Here is an 18,994-nt window from a genome sequence, read left to right as displayed (position 1 = left end):
TAAAAAGAAGCCCGTCCAGTGATTGGACGGGCTTCTTTGTCATGCGCGGCTTATCGCTTCGATTTGGACAATTGAATGATCACAAGCAGCAAAAATGAGATGGCAATCATGCTTAGCACCCATAACCAGGCCAACTTCATATTCCCAGAATCAATGGCCACATAAATGGCGGTAGGCGTTGTTTGTGTCTTACCAGGAATATTCCCTGCGAACATAAGCGTGGCCCCGAATTCCCCTAAAGCCCGTGTAAAGCTTAAGATTCCCCCTGAAATAATCGATTTCAGCGCAAGCGGCACGGAAACGAATAGAAACAGCTGGAGGGCATTGGCACCATCGACGCGTGCGGCATCCTCAACCGCGCTATCGACCTCTTCAAAGCCGGTCTTGGCCGACTGATACATGAGGGGAAAGGCAACAATCACCGCTGCTAGAACCGCTGCCCACCAGGTAAAAATAATGGGTTGATGAAAGAGCCATTCGATCATTTGACCGATGGGGCTCCTTCTGCCGAATATGACCAGTAATAAAAAACCGACGACCGTTGGAGGCAACACTAAAGGAAGTAGAAATACCGTTTCAATAATCGCCTTCCCTGTGAAGGTTGCCTTCGCCATAAGCTTCCCGAACAGCAATCCAAGGATCAAGACAATAAATCCTGAAACAATGGCGATCTCTAGCGATAGTTTTACAGGGTCCCAAAAGTGTTCTGTCATAATTGGTTTCTACAGTCCTTTAAATCCGTATTTTTCGAAAATAGCCATTGCCTTTTTCGTTTGGAGATAGTCATAGAATAGCATGGCTTCTTTCTGATGACTACTAGCTTTAATAATACCGACTGGGTAGACGATTGGTGTATGGCTCTTGTCATCCGCTGTCGCTGCGATTTTTACTTTATCAGAAGTTAAGGCATCTGTTTTATAAACGATACCTGCATTGACATTTCCTGTTTCTACATATGTCAGCACTTGACGAACGTCCTTCGCATAGACGATTTTTCCTTCGACCTTGTCCCAAATGGCTAGATTATTCAGTACTTCTTTCCCATACATGCCTGCTGGAACAGATTCAGGGGTACCGAGCGAAATTTTATCAGCGTTTTCGAGATCAGAAAATGCCTTTATGTCTTTAGTAGATTCTGTCGGAATGACTAAAACGAGATCATTGCCAACAAGATCAATACCATTTTTCTTTTCAATCAGGCCGTCATTCACTAACTGATCAAATTTATCCTCAGCCGCTGAGAAGAAAAGATCAGCAGGTGCGCCTTGTGAAATTTGTTGCTGCAATGCACCGGAAGCACCAAAGTTATAATTGATTTTAATATTTTCATGTTTTTTATTAAAATCTGCTGTGATCTCTGTCATGGCATCCTGCAAGCTGGCTGCGGCCGAGATCGTTAATTCTACGTTTTCTGCTGGAGCAGCTTGTTCTTGTTTTTTCTCTGCCTGCTGTTTCGGTTGTTCATTATTGGAACATCCACTCATGACTAATAAAAAAAGCATTATTACTGATAAAAATAAGGAAAAACTTTTTTTCAACCTTCTCACTCCTAGTGTTAGTTATAACTAATTACAACTAATTATAACTAGTTATAATTAGTTTGGGTATGAAAAATATCACAAAGTTCGACTGTTTTTTAAAACTATGCTTTTTAAAAAGTAATGAGATACAATAGAGAAGGAGGGGTAGACATGCAAAAGGATATATCCTATACGATTGAAGAAATTGCTCAGCTGTTAAAAGTTTCGAAACTTACGATATATGAATTGATAAAAAAAGGGGAACTTCCTGTATTTCGGGTTGGCAGACAGATGCGGATGGACGCTAAGGATCTCGACCTCTATATGAATAAACATAAATCTACACAAATGGCCACTGTTCCACTATCCACTCTAGGACCCCAAAGAATCGATATGAAGGATTCTCAATCTATTGTCATTAGCGGCCAAGATATTGTCCTCGATATTCTAGGGAAACATATTGAAAAGGTTTCTTCCTATAAGACACTTAGATCTTATTCGGGCAGTTTAAACAGTCTTATTTCTTTATATAATGGAGACTGTGACATTGTCAGCCTCCATATGTTCGATGGAGAAACGGGAGAATATAATCTTCCTTATGTAAAAAGAATTTTAACAGGTAATGCCTATGTCCTCATCAATCTTATCGCCCGCAAGGCTGGCTTACTTGTTCGAAAGGGGAACCCGCTCCAGATTAAGACGTGGACGGATCTCAAACGAGGGGATGTTCAGCTGATGAATCGGGAAAAGGGCTCGGGGGCTAGAATCCTCCTTGATGAGCAGCTTCATCTCAATCAGATTTCGGCAAACATGATTCACGGATATGACGGGGAAGAGACAAGTCATCTTAGTGTCGCCTCGGCTGTATCGACCGGGAAAGCAGATGTCGGAATTGGGATTGAGAAGGCAGCCAAAATGGTCGGAATTGATTTTGTGCCGTTAATGACGGAACGATACGATTTGGTGATGGTAAAAACGCCAGAAAATGAGGCGTTGATACAGCATGTCAAGGACATCTTGTCATCTGACTTGTTTCAAACTGAAATTAGCTCATTGGGTGATTATGATGTTTCGCAAACGGGTATGATTATGTACGAAACGAATTAACTGCTATGACAAATTTTTACATGTTTCACGTGGAACATGAAAAGCTTGTCGAAATAGCGCAGCGCTAAGTTCGGTGAGATTAGGATAGATGTGGAGGAGAATGTCGGCGTGAGTATAACGGTACAAACTTTATTAGCAAAAATGGAAGAGGAATTAAGACAGGCCAAGAGTAGCACGAAGCAAGAAGGCTTGCGGGAAAAAGTGTACTCTATTAAAATATTATGCGAACTCATTTTAGAGGAAAAGCAGACCGGCAGGGAAACGCAAGTGACGGCAACGGTACCGCTTCAGCCGTTGCAGACACAGCCTGTTTATGCACCACAACCGGTCATGAATCAACAGGTTTTTCCACAGGCGGCTTCGTTACAGCAGCCTAAGAAGATTGATATGGAAGATGAAGCGAATGGGGATTCATTATTTGATTTTTAAACGAAGCCCTTAGCGAAAGTATGTTAGAACAAGGGGAGAGTATGAGATGAAAGCATTTATTATTGTTGGGGCCATTAATGCCTTTTTAGCAGTGGCACTCGGTGCGTTTGGGGCGCACGGATTAAAGGATCGACTCGATGCACATTATTTAGAAATTTGGAAAACTGGCGTGACCTATCAAATGTTTCATGCAACGGGGATTTTAATCATTGGGCTTCTTCTTGGTAAGGTGGCGGCAAGTTCGTTGTTCACGTGGTCCGGCTGGTTAATGTTTATTGGGATTATTTTGTTTAGTGGCAGCTTATATGTGTTAAGTTTAACAAAGGTCGGCGTGTTAGGGGCGATCACACCGCTTGGCGGAGTATGCTTTTTAGCAGCCTGGGTCCTCATGATCGTCGGCGCAGTGAAAAACTTTTAATAAGAAAAGCAAAAGGCGCCTGTCTGTAGTTGGACAATTATCATTGTCAAAATCTAAACTTTAGTATCTTATAAAAAGGCATTGGGATGCGTCCCAATGCCTTTTTATAAGAATGTCAAGAATGAGATGTATCTTCTCGGTAATCATTTTTTGAACTTAATAAATCAAAAATTTTGTACATATTATAGCTGTTTTAGTGTGTCAGTGGAAGTTGATCTCCGCTCCAGATGCTCGCTTTCCGCGGGCGTTCCGGTGAGCTTCCTCGGCGCTTTGCGCCTGTGGGATCTCACCTGTACCGTACTCCCGCAGGAGTCGAGCACCTTCCGCTCCAATCAACTTAATCTAGTTTGGCTAGGGTGACATTATTTTTTTGCAAGCTACAGCTAGAAGATATTGCTCACCTACATTTATTATTCCAATTAATCGACATTAACGAAGCCCTTGCAGCACTATCTAGTGAGTCTGCGAAGCTTCACTTACTCTTTGGTGTATCTCTATATAAAAACAGCAATTTTCCAAAATAGATAAGCGAGCCACTCTTACCCTTTTTTGTTACTAAATAAATGAATTCCAAGTTATTTAGACAGACGAACCCCTCACACTCTCTATCCTATATAAATAAGGAATGATATCTGTTTAAATTTTGGCTGCCTAATAGGACTCGATTGATTGGAGCGGAAGGCACGTAGACTCCTGCGGGAAGAAGGGGCTAGGGAGACCCCACAGGCGCTTGCGCCGAGGAGGCTCCCCGTTCCGCCCGCGGAAAGCGAAGTGCCTGGAGCGGAAATCACCGACCAAATTCAATGCAGCCTAAATTTAGGAAGCCATTTCAGTTACTTTTGTATGTAAACGAACATTTTAACGAACAGAAAGGCTATAAATTTATAATATCCTAAACGAAAATAACGCTGTCGGAAGTTTCTCAACAGTGGAAAAAGGCATTGGGGTGCGTCCCAATGCCTTTTTTTACATTATCTCGGCGGGTAGGTGCCGAGTTGTGGGGCACTGCCGTATGGATATTCGTACTCGACTTCTTCTGCAAAGGTGATATAGTCGACGGCGACCATAGGAATGAGGAAACGTGTGCCAACTTGCGGATCACTCAAGATGACATGATCCCGTCCAGCTGCTTCAATTATCCCTTTAAATTCTTTAGCATTCCATTGATTATTTCCTTCAAAGGTAGCAAACACACTGACTAATTTCCCTTTGTTTAAGCGGAGAATATTTTCGATGTATGACTGTTCAATGGGCAGCATGCCAGGCACACCGGTCCCTCCTGCAGCTGGTGGTTGTGGTGTGGCGCCTGCACCAGCCGGTGGGAATTGCGGAAATCCTTGCTGTGGCTGCATAAACCCTTGCCCACCGCCAGCAATTGGCTGGGCCCCCTGCTGGCCAGCTGCCCCTGTATAGGGCTGAAAACCTTGAGGATTGTAATATTGGTTCATATTTTTCCCTCCTAAAAATAAATAAACTAAACGTACCCCGTAAGTGTGGTGCTAAACGAATCGCCCAACATTCTATACATACTCCAGTGAACCCCAATTGGTTACAGTCGGAAGGTGTGGTCTCACCTCTTTTTCTCTGGGACATTCGGAGCTTTAATTGAGACTCGCTGTTTAAATACTATGAAAAATCAGGGGGAAATATGACTTGGATAATAGAAGAAAACGGTAAAAAAAAGCCCTCAAGCAAATGGAGGCCACTGAAAATCTGCCGATTTTATTAATTTTCTTGAGAAAATAAACGAAAAAAGCCAGTTCAATTCCATATTTTTGGAATTGGACCGGCTTTTCTTGTTATTTTTTGTCCTCTTTTGCTCTATTGTTGCTCTGTCAGTTTTAGAATTCTTTTTAAATTGACCGTAAAAATGGCCATGGCACCTTGCATCTCCATGCCCAATAGACCCGAGGATTTGGCTACATCATACCCGTGTCTGTGTTTTAACTCGCTATTTTTCGCCTCAATTTTATACCGTTCCTTAGATTTCTCCTTAAAGTAATCACTTTCTTGAAACTTTTCCTGCTCTGAGTGTTCAGTTGACTTTATCGAAACGGAATACGTCTTGCTTTTCGCTCCTTCTTTATAACAGCCATCGCTAAACGGGCAGCGCTTGCATTTTTCGATATCAAAATAATAGGTATCCACCTGGTTCTTGCCGTTCCTGCCAGTGTTTTTCTTTCCTTGTCGAGCCTTCCTGATTGCGAGGTGTCCTGCTTTACAAACATACATCCCAGCGTCTTTATTGAATTCGAATTCATCTTCCTTACTACGGGTGCCTTGGGTAATATTAGGGTTCAGTTTTGCGACCAAGTTGACTTGCTTTGTATTACTGTAGATAATATTCTCTTTTTCTGAATATGCCGCATCTCCGATCACATTTTCAACCTGTATACCAGCTTCTTCACTTTTTTCAATAAGAGTGTGAAGTTGCTTTCCATCACTTTTCTCGCCTGTAGTGATCACAGCTGCCGTGATGATTCGTTCCTCACTCATCGCCAAATGAGTCTTGTATCCAAAGAAAGAAGTATCGGCCGTCTTGTGTCCCACCTTCGCATCATGGTCTTTTGAACATTGAAGATGTTCCAGGTCATCTGCGACCGTCTCTTTCAATAGGTTCAGCTGTTCTTTCACGGCCGGGTATTGGATGAGTGTCTCTTCTCTTTCGATCACTTCAATTAGCTTCTGCGAATACGCAATCTCATCCTCCAAAACATCCGTCTTTGTCTTGGAAGGGAATTTGGATTTCATGGATTCATCGATTTGGTAGATTGCCTTCCTCAACTTCTTGGAACGCTCCATTAGGACTTCCTTTGGTTTCATCTGATTATAACGAGCTTTTGTATGAGTGGCATCTACAATAATGGACTTACTTTTGATAATCTCTTTTTCTAAAGCAATCTCCACCGTTTTATTAATAAGTAAATCCAGGAGCTTAACATCCTTTAACCTCAATTTACGGAATTTGGTGAGGGAACTCGGGTCTATAACTTCCTCTTCTGGAGTCATGTCTAAGAAATATTTGAAGGACATGTCGTATTTGGACCGATCCACAATATCCACGTCCGAAAGGTCATGGATGGTTTTTAATAATAGGTATTTGAACATACGAATGGGGTCAATTGCGTTCCGGCCATTATCAAGACAATAGTTATCCTTAAGCTCTTCATAAACAAAGGTAAAGTTGACCAGATCATTAATCCGTCGCAACATATTATCCTTTGGCACGATGAGATCATAGAGACTCATATATGGACTTAGTTTAATAGATTGTTGCATTGACATCATTGGAACCACCCGCTTCAAATAGATTACCTCCATTATAAAACATAGAACGTCCAAATCCCTTAAAAATTTAGGGATTTGGACATTCTATGGTGTGTTAAAGTGTTTTGTTAAAAGTACTAGGTTGATTGGAATGGAAGGTGCGTAGACTCCTGCGGGATCAGCGGGACAGGTGAGACCCCGCAGGCGCTTTAGCGCTGAGGAGGCTCACCGCACGCCCCGCGGAAAGCGAAGCAACCTGGAGTGGAAATCAACCGGCCAATTTAACAAAGCTATCCTTGCAAAGACTTTTTCAGTGGCCTCAGCAAATGCCTGAGAACTTTTTATAATTGAAATGGAGTATGCTCTAGCTCTAGGAGTCATGCGCGTTTCTTATACGTATAAGAAGCGAGAAACCTGCTCCTCTTCAAGAAGATTTCCAACAAAGAAAGCACCGAACTCGCCGTAACGGGCACTTACTTCATCAAAACGCATTTCATAGACAAGCTTTTTAAATTGGAGAACATCTTCAGCAAACAGGGTGACGCCCCATTCGTAATCGTCAAAGCCGACAGAACCAGTGATAATTTGCTTCACCTTACCAGCATATGTACGCCCAATCATCCCGTGGCTGCGCATCAAGCTGCGGCGCTCTTCCATCGGCAGCATGTACCAGTTATCAGTGCCTTGACGGCGCTTGTCCATTGGATAAAAGCAGACATGCTTGGCCTTTGGCAATGTTGGGTAGAGTCGTGCAAGGATTTGCGGATTTTGGTATGGGTCCTCACCCGCAGGTAGATAATTGCTAAGCTCCACTACAGACACATAAGAATGGGCTGGAAGCAAGAACTCTGCAAATTTCGTTTTATTGAATTCGTTTTCAATTTCATTTAATTCTTCCATGGTTGGACGCAGGATCATCATCATAAAATCTGCCTTTTGACCAACAATTGTATATAAAGCATGACTGCCTTCTTTACGTTCCTGTGTTTCATTCCATTTTTCAACCAATCTTAAAAACTCTTGAGTTGCGGCTTCGCGCTCATCACTTGAAAGCATTTTCCAGGTTGTCCAATCAATCGTGCGGAAATCATGCAGGCAATACCAGCCATCCAGCGTTTGTGCTGCTTCGCTCATTATAATCACTCCTATATAATCATTCTTCTTATTAACATTCTAACTATACCATAGTTTGACCAAGTGTCGCGTATCTAACACACGAATTAGCAGCAAGCGGATATTTTTTGGAAAAAGGGCAATAGTAATGTCAGGAGTGCAATTTTTTGAAAAGATAAACATTTTGGTGTAAACGCTGTCTGTGGTGTGCATGGCTTGAAATTTCACCTTGGTAAAGTATGCTAGAAGAGGTAGCTTTTTTAAGGAGGATATTGATGTGAGTGATTTATTTGAAGGGTTAAAGCAAAAAATTTCCGGACGTGATTTACGAATCGTTTTTCCAGAAGGATTAGATGAGCGGATCATTAGAGCCGCTAGTCGATTAGCTGAGGAAAAATTAATGACGCCGATTTTGATTGGAAATATCGAAGCCGTTCAAGCGAAGGCAAAAGAGGTTGGCGTTTCAGTAGAGTCTGCTGAAATTTATGACCCTGCTACTTATGCGGGAATGGACGAATTGGTTGTATCCTTTGTGGAACGCCGGAAGGGAAAAGCGACAGAAGAGGATGCCCGCAAAATTTTGCTAGACGAAAACTATTTCGGAACGATGCTTGTGTACTTGAATAAAGCACATGGTCTTGTTAGTGGTGCGGCTCATTCGACTGCTGATACGGTGCGCCCAGCTTTGCAAATTATTAAAACAAAAGCGGGTGTGAAGAAGACATCTGGCGTGTTTATCATGGTACGCGAGGATGAAAAGTATGTGTTCGCGGATTGCGCGATTAATATTGCTCCAGATAGCATGGATTTAGCGGAAATCGCGATCGAAAGTGCGAAAACAGCAGAAATGTTTGATATCGAGCCACGGATTGCGATGTTAAGCTTTTCTACAAAGGGTTCAGCAAAATCACCTGAAACTGAGCGCGTTGCTGAAGCGGTGGCAGAAGCGAAACGTCGTGACGCATCGCTTGTTTTAGATGGAGAATTCCAATTTGATGCGGCGTTTGTTCCATCTGTTGCGAAAAGCAAAGCACCAGGTTCTGTATTGCAAGGGGATGCGAATGTATTTATTTTCCCTAGTCTTGAGGCAGGCAATATCGGCTATAAAATTGCCCAGCGTCTAGGCGGCTTTGAAGCTGTTGGACCCATTTTACAAGGCTTAAATGCCCCTGTGAATGATCTTTCCCGTGGCTGTAACGAGGAAGATGTGTACAAGCTGGCCTTGATTACGGCAGCGCAAGGATTATAAGAGTTTGGAGAGCTGGTCCAGTGGACTGGCTCTTTTTTACGAGGGGTGGATCCTTGGTATGGAGGGTTTATTTTTGTTAAAATGGGTCTATTAATCTGATAAGGAGTCACCTATATGGAAGGTTTATTATATCAGCCAGAATGGCGGATCATTGATCAGTCTGCTGTTGGTATTCATTTTCAAGCATTACAATCATTTGGAACCGATGACACGTTGTGCGCTTCAGTTGGTGCAGGCCAAGCACCGGCAACAGCGCGGTCGTGGGTCCATCATAATACCGTTGTTCTCGGAATTCAAGATACGAGACTGCCATTTTTACAGGAGGGAATCGACTTTTTACAAGCCCAGGGCTTTCAGGCGATTGTCAGGAATTCCGGTGGACTAGCCGTTATTCTTGATGAGGGTGTCCTCAATATTTCGCTCATTTTTCCAGAGGTGGAAAAAGGAATTGAGATTAACCGCGGCTATGACGTGATGTGGCAGTTAATTCAACGGATGTTTGCTGATTTTCCTCATATGATTGAGGCCCGGGAGATTGTTGGCTCTTATTGCCCGGGAAGCTATGATCTGAGTATCAATGGGAAAAAGTTCGCTGGGATTTCGCAGCGCCGCTTGAGAAAAGGGGTTGCCGTGCAAATTTACCTCTGCGTCAATGGGAGCGGTGCAGGAAGGGCTGAACTGGTGAAGCAATTTTACCAATTGGCAAAGCAAGCGGAGCCGACTAAATTTGTCTATCCAGAGATTGTCCCCGAGGTAATGGCCTCGTTGTCGGAATTGCTCGGAACAGAGTTGACGATCGCCGATGTGATGCTCAGGCTGTTACGGCAGTTAAAGGAACAGAGTCAGTATTTGTATGCCGGCCAACTGAACGAGTATGAGCTTGGCTTATTCCCTGGTTATTATCAACGGGTCCTCGATCGCAATGAGAAGCTGGCGGAGATGAAATAGAGCGGGGCTTCTGAACGCAACTTGTGCCGCATAAAAAAACCGTAGACCCATGTACTGGATTTACGGTTCTTCTATAGTAAGATGCTGCGCTTTGCCTCTTCTCCCATTAAGCTTTCTCTAGATCAACCTTTATTCTGCGACCTTTTCTAGGTTGCCGTTGCGATCCATTTTGAATTTAGTGGCCGGTCTTTCTTCTTCTTCAAATAACACAAGCTTGCGAGCGCGGTTCATAATTTTCATTAAGGTCTCGTAATCTTCTTGAATCGTTTCGGTATTCTGCTCGAGTCCCTCGATCTTTGCCGTCAATTCTTCGTTTTGCTTTTTTACCTCTGCCATTTCTCTTTTTAATCTTTCATTCTCACTTTTTAATGCTTCATTTTGCAGATTGGCATGATGAAAGTTTTGTAAGTAAGAAATAACGGAATCAAGCGTGATTCCACCAGTTCCAGTAGGTACGCTTGGTCTGTAAGTTGGTGCGGCTGGGTTGCTGCTTGGTACAGTTGGTGTGACATATGTTTCTGCCGCCATTTCTACTGTCATGTCTGGCATGTCGACGGTCATTTCCTCCGCTGTGTCGACGGTCAGTGCTGGTGCCATGATGCCAAGATCCTCCGAAGCGGTTACAGGAGGGTTATAAAGCAGCTTTTTCTTGCCTCCTTGGTCCTTCCCTAATACGCGTTGGCGCTGTTTCCGTTGTTTTTTTGCTAATTGTAGTGCTTTTTCATAGGTGTGGCGGACGACGGCGTTCCATCTGAACCCACAAGCGGCTGAAGTGCGGTTTAGCTTGTCTCCAACTTCTTCAAAGGCGTTCAGCTGGGTACTGCCCTCTCTCACGTGGCGGAGAACCGTTTCAGCCAAAAGCAAATCATTCTCATCTGTCCATGCGTCTTGACGAACTTTCATATTTTCAACTCCCTATCATAATTTACAATTTTGCCAGTCCATTTTCTGACGTTATTTTAAAAGTTCTAGTCTTAGGATGGACAAGTTTTTCAGGCTTTATACCAAAATGAATGCAAGGATAGTAGATTTTTTAACTATAAGATTCAGTTGATTGACAAGAGTTGCTAAAGATTCCAACTTGCATTGCGAAAAAAGAAACTGTAAAATACCTATGGAGTTAGACGGATAATAGCAAAACTATCCCTTTAAAAAGATGAACTTGTAGAACTATAGGAAATGAATGACTATATAAATAGATTGACCGATGAAAGGGTTGTATGGAATGTCCAATGAATTTCGTGTTTGTGATGATTGTCAGGCCGTGAATTTAAAGACATTGATCCCTCGTTTGAAAGAAATCGATCCGGATGCCGAAATCAAAATTGGCTGCCAATCTTATTGTGGCCCTGGCCGGAAAAAGACCTTCGCCTTCGTTAATAACCGCCCTGTTGCAGCATTAACGGAAGAGGAATTGATGGAGAAAGTGAATAAAAAGGTTAAATAAAACATTACTGAATTCAATAGATCCGCAATCAAAAAGAAAAATCACCTTTGATCAACAGCACAGGTGATTTTATTTTTTTCGAAATAGGGTGTGTGATTTCCGGGGAAGTACAAATGGTGCCTGACACCATTAATAGTGTTGTCACCAATGTCGAAAAATCCCGCGGAATTTTGTTGGTTTTTGGTATATAATAGGAGTAATGAAGACAGGCCTAATGGTGGCTACAGAAGAGCTAGGAATGCAAAGAGGAAGAGGGAAATCGATGCAATATGCGGCTGAGAAATTGACAGAAGAAAAAGTGTTTAAAGACCCCGTTCATCGCTATGTCCATGTACGTGACCTTGTTATTTGGGATTTGATTGGAACAAAAGAGTTTCAGCGGCTGCGCCGAATCAAACAGCTTGGCACAACCTTTTTGACTTTCCATGGAGCAGAACATAGCCGCTTTAATCATTCACTTGGCGTATATGAAATCGTCCGTCGTATCATCGATGATGTCTTTGCGGGAAGACCAGAATGGAATGACGACGAACGCCTTCTCACCCTTTGTGCGGCCCTTCTCCACGACCTGGGGCACGGACCGTTTTCCCATTCCTTTGAAAAAGTGTTTGATCTTGACCACGAAGAGTTAACCCGAGCGATTATCCTCGGGGATACCGAAGTGAACAAGGTGCTTTTACGGGTAAGCGCCGATTTCCCGACCGAAGTGGCCGAAGTGATTGCTAAAACATCAGCGAAGAAGCTAGTGGTGAGTTTGATTTCCAGTCAAATTGATGCTGACCGGATGGATTATTTACAGCGCGATGCCTATTTTACAGGCGTCAGCTATGGTCAATTTGATATGGAGCGAATTTTACGGGTCATGCGGCCAAGGGAAGATCAGGTCGTAATCAAAAAGAGCGGTATGCATGCAGTCGAGGACTATATCATGAGCCGCTACCAAATGTATTGGCAGGTATACTTCCACCCTGTTTCACGCAGTGCTGAGGTTATTTTGACAAAGATTCTCCACCGCGCGAAACAATTATTTGAAGAAAACTATGCATTTAAATATGAACCGATTCATTTTACGTCCATTTTTCATGAAAAAATGACATTAGAAGACTATTTAAAATTAGATGAATCCGTTATTTTATATTATTTTCAAATTTGGCAGGAGGAGGCCGATCCCATTTTATGTGATCTTTGCCGCCGCTTTGTCAATCGCAATCTCTTTAAGTATGCGGAATTTGATCCAGCGAAGGAATACAAGAAGCTGGCTAAATTAACGGCGCTTTTTGAACAGGCTGGAATTGACCCGGACTATTATTTAGTCGTCGATTCATCGTCGGATTTGCCGTATGATTTTTATCGCCCTGGCGAGGAAGAGGAGCGCTTACCGATTCATTTATTAATGAAAAACGGGGAGCTGCGCGAGCTATCTCGAGAATCAGAGATTGTCGATGCTATATCTGGGAAAAGGAGAACGGATCACAAACTCTATTATCCGGCCGATTTCCTTGACGACGACACGACAGATAAAGAGATTAAGCAGCAAATTCGTGCCCTGTTAGAATAATAACAATTAGAAATGGTGCCTGACACCCAATTAGAGTTCTGTTAGATGGAGTAGGAGATGACGAATGTTGTTAAAAGATCACGCTAAGCTGATGCAGGCCATTATGGTTTCTGGTGAAATTACCGGGAGAAAAAAGCTGCAAAAGATGATATATATTGCGAAAAAAGTATCCTTTCCCTTTCAAGAACGGTTCCAGTTTCATTTTTACGGACCTTATTCGGAGGAATTGACGACAAGAGTAGAAGAGCTTTGTAATATGGGCTTTTTGAATGAAGTGAAAGAGAAAAAGGGTGGCTATTTTCAATATCGCTACACGCTGACAGAGGCGGGCGAAGAGTTTTTAAGTATGAACGAGGTGGAGATGCCTTGTTTGCAGGATTGCTTTGTGGATATGAATGAGCAAAATGCTAGATTCCTCGAGCTTGTGTCAACGGTCTTATATTTTGATAATCTTTCAAAAGAAGAAGTCACGGACAAGGTATTTACATTAAAAAGCAGCCAACGCTATACGGTAGCCGAAATTGAGGAAGCGTATCAGTATATTGATACGTTAAAAACGAAAATACAATAGTTGTTGAATGAACCGCATGGGTAGAAGCAATGAACCAGGCGGTTTTTTGCTTTAACGTAGTGGGGGACAGGCCCCCACTACGTTTGATTATTTGTCGCTGGCGCGCACGCCGCCCACTGCGTAGTGGTTTTTGCTCATTTCTTCGATGAAGACAGTGATGTTTTCAGATGGGGCACCGGTTGTTTCGCTGACAGCGCTTGTCACTTTTTCGACTAACGCCCGCTTTTGCTCCTCAGTACGTCCCTCTAGCATTTTAACGGTTACATATGGCATGATATTTCCTCCTTTTTTAATAACTACTTGTAGTTTTCCATAAACACAGCAAAAGTGCAATCATCGTTGCCATTTGATTTTCTTTTTTCAAGCGGTATCAGGTATACTTAAAGGAACGATGCAGTGAAAGAAAACGGAGGCAGGCCATATCAAAGGGGGCATCCGTTCATAAAGGAGGAGAAACCATTTGGACAGATTTCTAGCCTATCCACTAAGAGAGATACCATATGTGGCCATTACATTGATATTTGCCTTTACATTACATGAATTTGCCCATGCCTTTGTTGCTTATAAATTTGGAGACAATACGGCGAAAAAACAAGGACGGCTGACGTTAAATCCGATCCAGCATCTCGATCCGTTCGGAACGATCCTGATATTAATTGCTGGCTTTGGCTGGGCCCGTCCGGTACCAGTTAACCGCTTTAATTTTAAAAGGCCGCGCTTAGCGGGGGTGCTCGTTTCTGTTGCGGGACCATTAAGCAATTTGCTCTTAGCTGCGATTGGCTTCTGTGTCGCCTATGGGTCACAACGGTTGGGCTTAACGCTGTCAGATAACTTTTTATTGTTCCTACAGATCTTTATTCAACTAAACATCGTCCTATTTATTTTTAATCTGATCCCGCTTCCGCCGCTTGATGGATATCGGATTGTCGAGGATTTAGCCCCTAACAGGCTACGGGCAAAAATGACGCAATATGAACAGTACGGCGTCTTAATTTTCTTGGTTTTGGCGATAACACCATTGAGTAACTATACGATCCAACCGATTTTTAATGTCATTATTCCGTGGACATGGTATGAACTTGGTTATTTCATTAATGGACTATTTTTTTAAAGGAGGCCTAACTTATTAATGGAAGAGAATAAGAAAAAACTTGGGTTTAATATTATCAAAAGTGACCCAACCGATGGACATAAAGGATTTGGAAAAGGGGCCTTGAGCCTTGATAATGTGTCGCCGGTCATCATTGATGTCGACGCTGGTGAGGCGATGATTGATGTCGGTGCCATGCATGCCCGCAGTGCTGTTGAAAAGGGAATTAAATTTTTGAAAAATGAAGAAGAGGTGCCGAACGGGAAACCGTATTGGCTCGTTTGGGTAACGATTGACCGCAAAGAGGAAGGTCCGTATTATGCAGGCGTAACGGCTTGTTATATGACGGTCGACCGCGAAATTCGCCGCGGTTACAAGTCGCTGCCAGAGCACGTCAACCGCATGGATAAGTCAATGAAGCGTCACATTATCATTGAAGATATGGATGACAACTCGAAAAGAGTATTAGCAAAGTTCCTCCAGAACCACAACGAGGTGTTATGGAATAATTCCACAGAGGAATTGAAAAAGGGATTATTGCAAGGCTAGTCTGGTTGCAGAGAAATAACTTGTAGTTTTTTTTATTAATAGGTAGTATTATATTCAGTGTGAAAACACTGTAAAACTAGGACAAGAAAAGCTCCGGAGCCATTCCGGAGCTTTTCTACTTTTAAAAGATAAGTATAAATTTTGACTTTAAGAATGGTCCAGCTCAAGAAGCCATCGGCTCGAGGTCACAAGCGGGTCCGGCGAGAAGGTTAAAGAACAACCTTCCCGTCGGCTCGTCTTGTGCTGGTCGCCGATAGACGGGCGCCTTGCGCTTTTCTAAAAAGAGTAGCCTTAATGACTCCATGGTGTAATTTTCTTATACCACGGAACTTTTTTCGGTGCTTTCTTTTTCGCTGCGTGGGACTCTGTGTGTTTTAAATGTTCTGTGCAATATTCGGTCGGTTCTGTCCCAGCCACAAAATAGGTAAGGCGTTTTACCGGGCAATCCTTCGTGGCGAGCTTGCCATTTTCCGGATTCACGTAAACCCCGACCACGCCCTCTTTTGGCTGTTTAAACGCCTTGACGGGTTTCCCATCTAACGCTTCCTCCATAAAGTTGGCCCAAATATTTTTTGCATACGTTTTTTCCGCAACCAGTTCGATTGGTTTCCCCATATCGTACCCAGCCCAGACAGCGGTCACGAGCTGTGGCGAGTAGCCAATCATCCAGCTATCGGTTTCGGTAGAGCCTGATTTTCCAGCATATGGTCGGGTAAGGTCATTGATAATCGTACTACCTGTTACCTTGGAGTAGCCATTTAATTTCGGATCGAATACGCCAGTCATCATTTGCGTCATCACATATGCCTTCGCTGGGTCTAATACCTTCTTGGTCACATCTTCTTTTTCATAAATCACATGGCCATTGTAGTCTTCGACGCGCGTAATCAAGGTCGGATCGACGCGATTTCCACCGTTAGCAAGCAAGCTATAGGCATTCGCCATTTCAATCACGCGGACCCCGGAAGTCCCTAATGCCAAGGACGGCACCTCTGCCATTTTCGTTGAAATACCAAATTTCTTAGCCGTCTCAATTAACGCCTCTTCTCCTAAAAATAAATGCGTTTTAACGGCAAAGATATTATCGGAGACAGCTAGCGCCTGAGCAAGAGTGATTTCGTCGTCGGCATACTTGTTATTAAAGTTATGCGGGGTATAATCGGCCCCGCCATCATCAAAATGAAAGGTCGTAAACTCGCTACGCATCGTGGACGAGGGCGTAAAGCCTTGCTCAAGTGCCGCATAATATAAAAGCGGCTTGATTGTCGAGCCAGGCTGTCTAATCGCTTGCACAGCCCTGTTGAATGGGCTTTTGTCATAGTCCCGGCCACCGACCATCGCCTTTACCGCGCCGGTTTTTGGGTCCATTGCGACGAGCCCGATTTGAATTTCCGAGGAGCTGGCCACGTTGTTACTGACTTGCTGCTCGGCCGCTTCCTGCTGTTTGACATTAAGTGTCGTAAAGACCTTTAACCCGCCGAGGGCAATCGTGCGGTCATCTAAATGTAATTGATTTTTCAGGGCATTTTTGACGGCATCCTGGAAGTATGGGGCGACCTTGACCCTTTGGGTTGTGTGTTCGCCCACTAATGTAAGTGTTTGGACGGCCGCAGATTGTGCGCTCTTTTCATTGATGTAACCGTTCTTAACCATGGATTGTAAGATAATCGCTTGGCGCTTTTTCGCTTTCTCCATCGAGGTGAGCGGTGAGTAAAGGCTTGGTCCCTTCGGTATGCCCGCAAGCATGCTCGCTTCCGCTAAGGTTAGCTCAGATGCCTTTTTCCCATAATAGTATTGGCTCGCGGCTTCAACACCGTAGGCACCGTTCCCATAGTAAATGGTATTTAAATAGCCTTCGAGAATGTCTTGCTTCGAATAATTCATTTCGAGACGAATCGTGTAAAATGCCTCCATCAGCTTCCGTTTCCAAGTCTTGTCGTGTTCAAGGAACAAGTTCCGTGCGTATTGCTGGGTGATTGTGCTCGCCCCTTGCACCTTGGCGAATGCTTGAATATCGGCCAAGACGGCACCGGCAATTCGCTTATAATCGAACCCATGGTGCTCATAAAAATTTTTATCTTCAATCGAGACGGTCGCGTTCACAAGGTCAGGAGAAATATCCTTGATTCCAACCCAATAGCGCTTCTGACCGCTATTGCTCTCGCCAATCAATGCTCCGTCGTCGGCAAAAAATAGCGTCGATTGCGGCACAGCCAGCGGCGGTGCTCCTAATATTTTTGCATAGCCCATAATGCCTGCAAAGAGAATGAGCATACAAATCATGCCTATCAAACTGATGATCAACAATGCCCGCAAATATTTAACCGTCTTTCGAAACCCTTGATCAGTCATGATTTCCATTATGTTCACCCCATTCGAAAAGCGGAAGCGCCTTGGTCAGCCCCGACAAGCGCTGGAGGGCCTGGCAGTGAAGTCGTTCTTTGACTTCATTGACAGGGCCGAAGCGACCTCGAGGGGCTAGGCGCTGCAGCTAGCCACCGCTTTTTCCAGTTTGTAAAAAAATAGATAGTAATAGTATTGAAAAAATAGAGTCATTTTAAACATGAATGGTAAAATTCTTTAAATTTTGCTAGACTTTTTCTCATGATTGTAATTCAATAGTTTGGGTAGTATAAAAACATAAAGCGGGAGCTTCTTTTTAACGAGTCATTCAAAGTAAGACGCAAAGGCTCGATACCAGTCGAGTACGATTTGATAAATGCATAAAAATACCTTGAAATGGAAGGAAGACGAAGATGTCGATTTGGTTTACTGAAAAACAAACCGAAAATTTTGGGATTACGATGAAAGTCAATAAAACTTTACATACCGAGCAAACCGAATTTCAGAAGCTGGATATGATTGAAACAGAAGAGTGGGGCAACATGCTGCTATTGGACGACATGGTGATGACATCTGTCCGTGATGAATTTGTTTATCATGAAATGGTCGCGCATGTTCCATTGTTTACACATCCAAACCCCGAGAATGTTCTTGTTGTCGGTGGTGGCGATGGCGGCGTTATTCGCGAAGTGTTAAAGCATCCAAGTGTGAAAAAAGCGACGCTTGTGGACATTGATGGAAAAGTAATTGAGTATTCAAAGAAGTTTCTTCCGGAGATTGCTGGGAAGCTTGAGGATCCGCGTGTCGATGTTCGTGTCGATGATGGCTTTATGCATATTGCCAACAGTGACAATGAGTACGATGTGATTATGGTTGATTCGACTGAGCCTGTTGGACCAGCTGTTAACCTCTTTACGAAAGGTTTCTATGCGGGCATTTCAAAGGCGCTGAAAGAGGACGGTATTTTTGTGGCGCAATCCGATAATCCCTGGTTTAAGGCGGACTTAATTCGCAATGTTCAACGCGATGTCAAGGAGATTTTCCCGATTACACGCCTGTATGTGGCGAATATTCCAACCTATCCAAGTGGCTTATGGGCATTTACGATTGGTTCAAAGAAGTACGATCCATTAGAAGTAAGCGACGATCGTTTCCACGAGATCGAGACAAAGTACTATACAAAAGAGCTCCACAAGGCAGCGTTTGTCTTGCCAAAATTTGTTGGCGATTTAGTGAAGTAATGTGATGGGGGTCAGTCCCCTGTTGAAGCAGTGCGGTAAACCGATAGGGGTCAGTCCCCCGTTGAAGCAGTGCGGTAAACCGATGGGGGTCAGTCCCCCGTTGAAGCAGTGCGGTAAACCGATGGGGGCCTGACCCCCGCTCAA

General features: G+C 43.5%; 19 protein-coding genes. 11 read left to right on the top strand and 8 right to left on the bottom strand.

Annotated elements, in window-relative coordinates; genetic code table 11:
• Positions 1 to 50 precede the first annotated feature (50 nt).
• Together modB and modA are read right to left on the bottom strand one after the other, a co-directional pair.
• Positions 51 to 713, bottom strand: coding sequence for a molybdate ABC transporter permease subunit (modB, locus tag TY15_RS05945; RefSeq protein WP_040206844.1), 663 nt, complete (start codon positions 711 to 713; stop codon positions 51 to 53).
• A gap of 9 nt (positions 714 to 722) precedes the next feature.
• The gene (gene modA / locus TY15_RS05940; protein WP_040206846.1) at positions 723 to 1,538 is read right to left on the bottom strand and encodes a molybdate ABC transporter substrate-binding protein; all 816 of its coding nucleotides are present in this window, start codon (positions 1,536 to 1,538) and stop codon (positions 723 to 725) included.
• 153 nt (positions 1,539 to 1,691) lie between these two features.
• Between modA and TY15_RS05935 the strand changes: the two genes are divergently transcribed.
• The 3 genes from TY15_RS05935 to TY15_RS05925 all read left to right on the top strand — a co-directional run bounded on the left by TY15_RS05935 (position 1,692) and on the right by TY15_RS05925 (position 3,474).
• Positions 1,692 to 2,627 carry a substrate-binding domain-containing protein gene (locus tag TY15_RS05935; protein ID WP_040206847.1) on the top strand — a complete coding sequence of 312 codons (936 nt, stop codon included), beginning with the start codon at positions 1,692 to 1,694 and terminating at the stop codon, positions 2,625 to 2,627.
• A 108-nt stretch (positions 2,628 to 2,735) separates the two neighbouring features.
• Complete coding sequence (locus tag TY15_RS05930) at positions 2,736 to 3,056, top strand: YwdI family protein (protein ID WP_040206849.1); 321 nt, start codon at positions 2,736 to 2,738, stop codon at positions 3,054 to 3,056.
• Positions 3,057 to 3,102: 46 nt separating this feature from the next.
• Positions 3,103 to 3,474, top strand: coding sequence for a DUF423 domain-containing protein (locus tag TY15_RS05925; protein ID WP_040206851.1), 372 nt, complete (start codon positions 3,103 to 3,105; stop codon positions 3,472 to 3,474).
• Positions 3,475 to 4,445: 971 nt separating this feature from the next.
• Here the strand turns inward: TY15_RS05925 and gerQ are convergent.
• The 3 genes from gerQ to hemQ form a co-directional block, all read right to left on the bottom strand.
• Positions 4,446 to 4,922, bottom strand: coding sequence for a spore coat protein GerQ (gene gerQ / locus TY15_RS05920; protein ID WP_040206852.1), 477 nt, complete (start codon positions 4,920 to 4,922; stop codon positions 4,446 to 4,448).
• Between the two features lie 373 nt (positions 4,923 to 5,295).
• Positions 5,296 to 6,762 (bottom strand): IS1182 family transposase, encoded by a 1,467-nt coding sequence (locus tag TY15_RS05915; RefSeq protein WP_040206907.1) that lies wholly within the window; start codon positions 6,760 to 6,762, stop codon positions 5,296 to 5,298.
• 369 nt (positions 6,763 to 7,131) lie between these two features.
• The gene (gene hemQ / locus TY15_RS05910) at positions 7,132 to 7,875 is read right to left on the bottom strand and encodes a hydrogen peroxide-dependent heme synthase (protein ID WP_040206853.1); all 744 of its coding nucleotides are present in this window, start codon (positions 7,873 to 7,875) and stop codon (positions 7,132 to 7,134) included.
• A 256-nt stretch (positions 7,876 to 8,131) separates the two neighbouring features.
• Between hemQ and pta the strand changes: the two genes are divergently transcribed.
• Together pta and lipL are read left to right on the top strand one after the other, a co-directional pair.
• Positions 8,132 to 9,103: a phosphate acetyltransferase gene (gene pta / locus TY15_RS05905; protein WP_040206855.1), complete on the top strand. Its 972-nt coding sequence runs from the start codon at positions 8,132 to 8,134 to the stop codon at positions 9,101 to 9,103.
• Between the two features lie 114 nt (positions 9,104 to 9,217).
• On the top strand, positions 9,218 to 10,051 hold the full coding sequence (gene lipL / locus TY15_RS05900) for an octanoyl-[GcvH]:protein N-octanoyltransferase (protein ID WP_040206856.1): 834 nt from the start codon (positions 9,218 to 9,220) through the stop codon (positions 10,049 to 10,051).
• A gap of 129 nt (positions 10,052 to 10,180) precedes the next feature.
• Here the strand turns inward: lipL and TY15_RS05895 are convergent, their stop codons facing one another.
• Positions 10,181 to 10,954 (bottom strand): RsfA family transcriptional regulator, encoded by a 774-nt coding sequence (locus TY15_RS05895; RefSeq protein ID WP_040206857.1) that lies wholly within the window; start codon positions 10,952 to 10,954, stop codon positions 10,181 to 10,183.
• Positions 10,955 to 11,276: 322 nt separating this feature from the next.
• Here TY15_RS05895 and TY15_RS05890 point away from each other — a divergent pair, with 322 nt between their 5' ends.
• The 3 genes from TY15_RS05890 (at position 11,277) to TY15_RS05880 (ending at position 13,627) form a co-directional block, all read left to right on the top strand.
• Entirely contained in the window at positions 11,277 to 11,498 is a 222-nt protein-coding gene (locus tag TY15_RS05890; protein ID WP_040206858.1) for a YuzB family protein, read from the top strand.
• A 262-nt stretch (positions 11,499 to 11,760) separates the two neighbouring features.
• Positions 11,761 to 13,056: an HD domain-containing protein gene (locus TY15_RS05885; protein WP_040206909.1), complete on the top strand. Its 1,296-nt coding sequence runs from the start codon at positions 11,761 to 11,763 to the stop codon at positions 13,054 to 13,056.
• Between the two features lie 67 nt (positions 13,057 to 13,123).
• Positions 13,124 to 13,627 carry a YwgA family protein gene (locus tag TY15_RS05880; RefSeq protein WP_040206912.1) on the top strand — a complete coding sequence of 168 codons (504 nt, stop codon included), beginning with the start codon at positions 13,124 to 13,126 and terminating at the stop codon, positions 13,625 to 13,627.
• Between the two features lie 87 nt (positions 13,628 to 13,714).
• Here the strand turns inward: TY15_RS05880 and TY15_RS05875 are convergent, their stop codons facing one another.
• Positions 13,715 to 13,900 carry a 2-hydroxymuconate tautomerase gene (locus TY15_RS05875; protein ID WP_040206859.1) on the bottom strand — a complete coding sequence of 62 codons (186 nt, stop codon included), beginning with the start codon at positions 13,898 to 13,900 and terminating at the stop codon, positions 13,715 to 13,717.
• Positions 13,901 to 14,087: 187 nt separating this feature from the next.
• On the opposite strand from TY15_RS05875, the gene TY15_RS05870 reads away from it, so the two are divergent.
• Together TY15_RS05870 and TY15_RS05865 are read left to right on the top strand one after the other, a co-directional pair.
• A complete protein-coding gene (locus TY15_RS05870) occupies positions 14,088 to 14,738 on the top strand; it encodes a site-2 protease family protein (protein WP_040206860.1) in 651 nt (216 codons plus the stop codon).
• 18 nt (positions 14,739 to 14,756) lie between these two features.
• Positions 14,757 to 15,266, top strand: a complete 510-nt coding sequence (locus TY15_RS05865; protein ID WP_040206861.1) for a YwhD family protein — start codon at positions 14,757 to 14,759, stop codon at positions 15,264 to 15,266.
• A gap of 291 nt (positions 15,267 to 15,557) precedes the next feature.
• Here the strand turns inward: TY15_RS05865 and TY15_RS05860 are convergent, their stop codons facing one another.
• Positions 15,558 to 17,627 carry a transglycosylase domain-containing protein gene (locus TY15_RS05860; RefSeq protein ID WP_040206863.1) on the bottom strand — a complete coding sequence of 690 codons (2,070 nt, stop codon included), beginning with the start codon at positions 17,625 to 17,627 and terminating at the stop codon, positions 15,558 to 15,560.
• A gap of 395 nt (positions 17,628 to 18,022) precedes the next feature.
• Here TY15_RS05860 and speE point away from each other — a divergent pair, with 395 nt between their 5' ends.
• A complete protein-coding gene (speE, locus tag TY15_RS05855; protein ID WP_040206865.1) occupies positions 18,023 to 18,850 on the top strand; it encodes a spermidine synthase in 828 nt (275 codons plus the stop codon).
• The last annotated feature ends 144 nt before the right edge of the window (positions 18,851 to 18,994 follow it).

The sequence above is a fragment of the Neobacillus jeddahensis genome (genome assembly GCF_000612625.1).
GTDB classification, from domain to species: Bacteria; Bacillota; Bacilli; order Bacillales; family Cytobacillaceae; genus Neobacillus; species Neobacillus jeddahensis.
The sequence above is the reverse complement of the archived record's forward strand: the minus strand, read 5'-3'. Positions and strand labels throughout refer to the sequence as shown.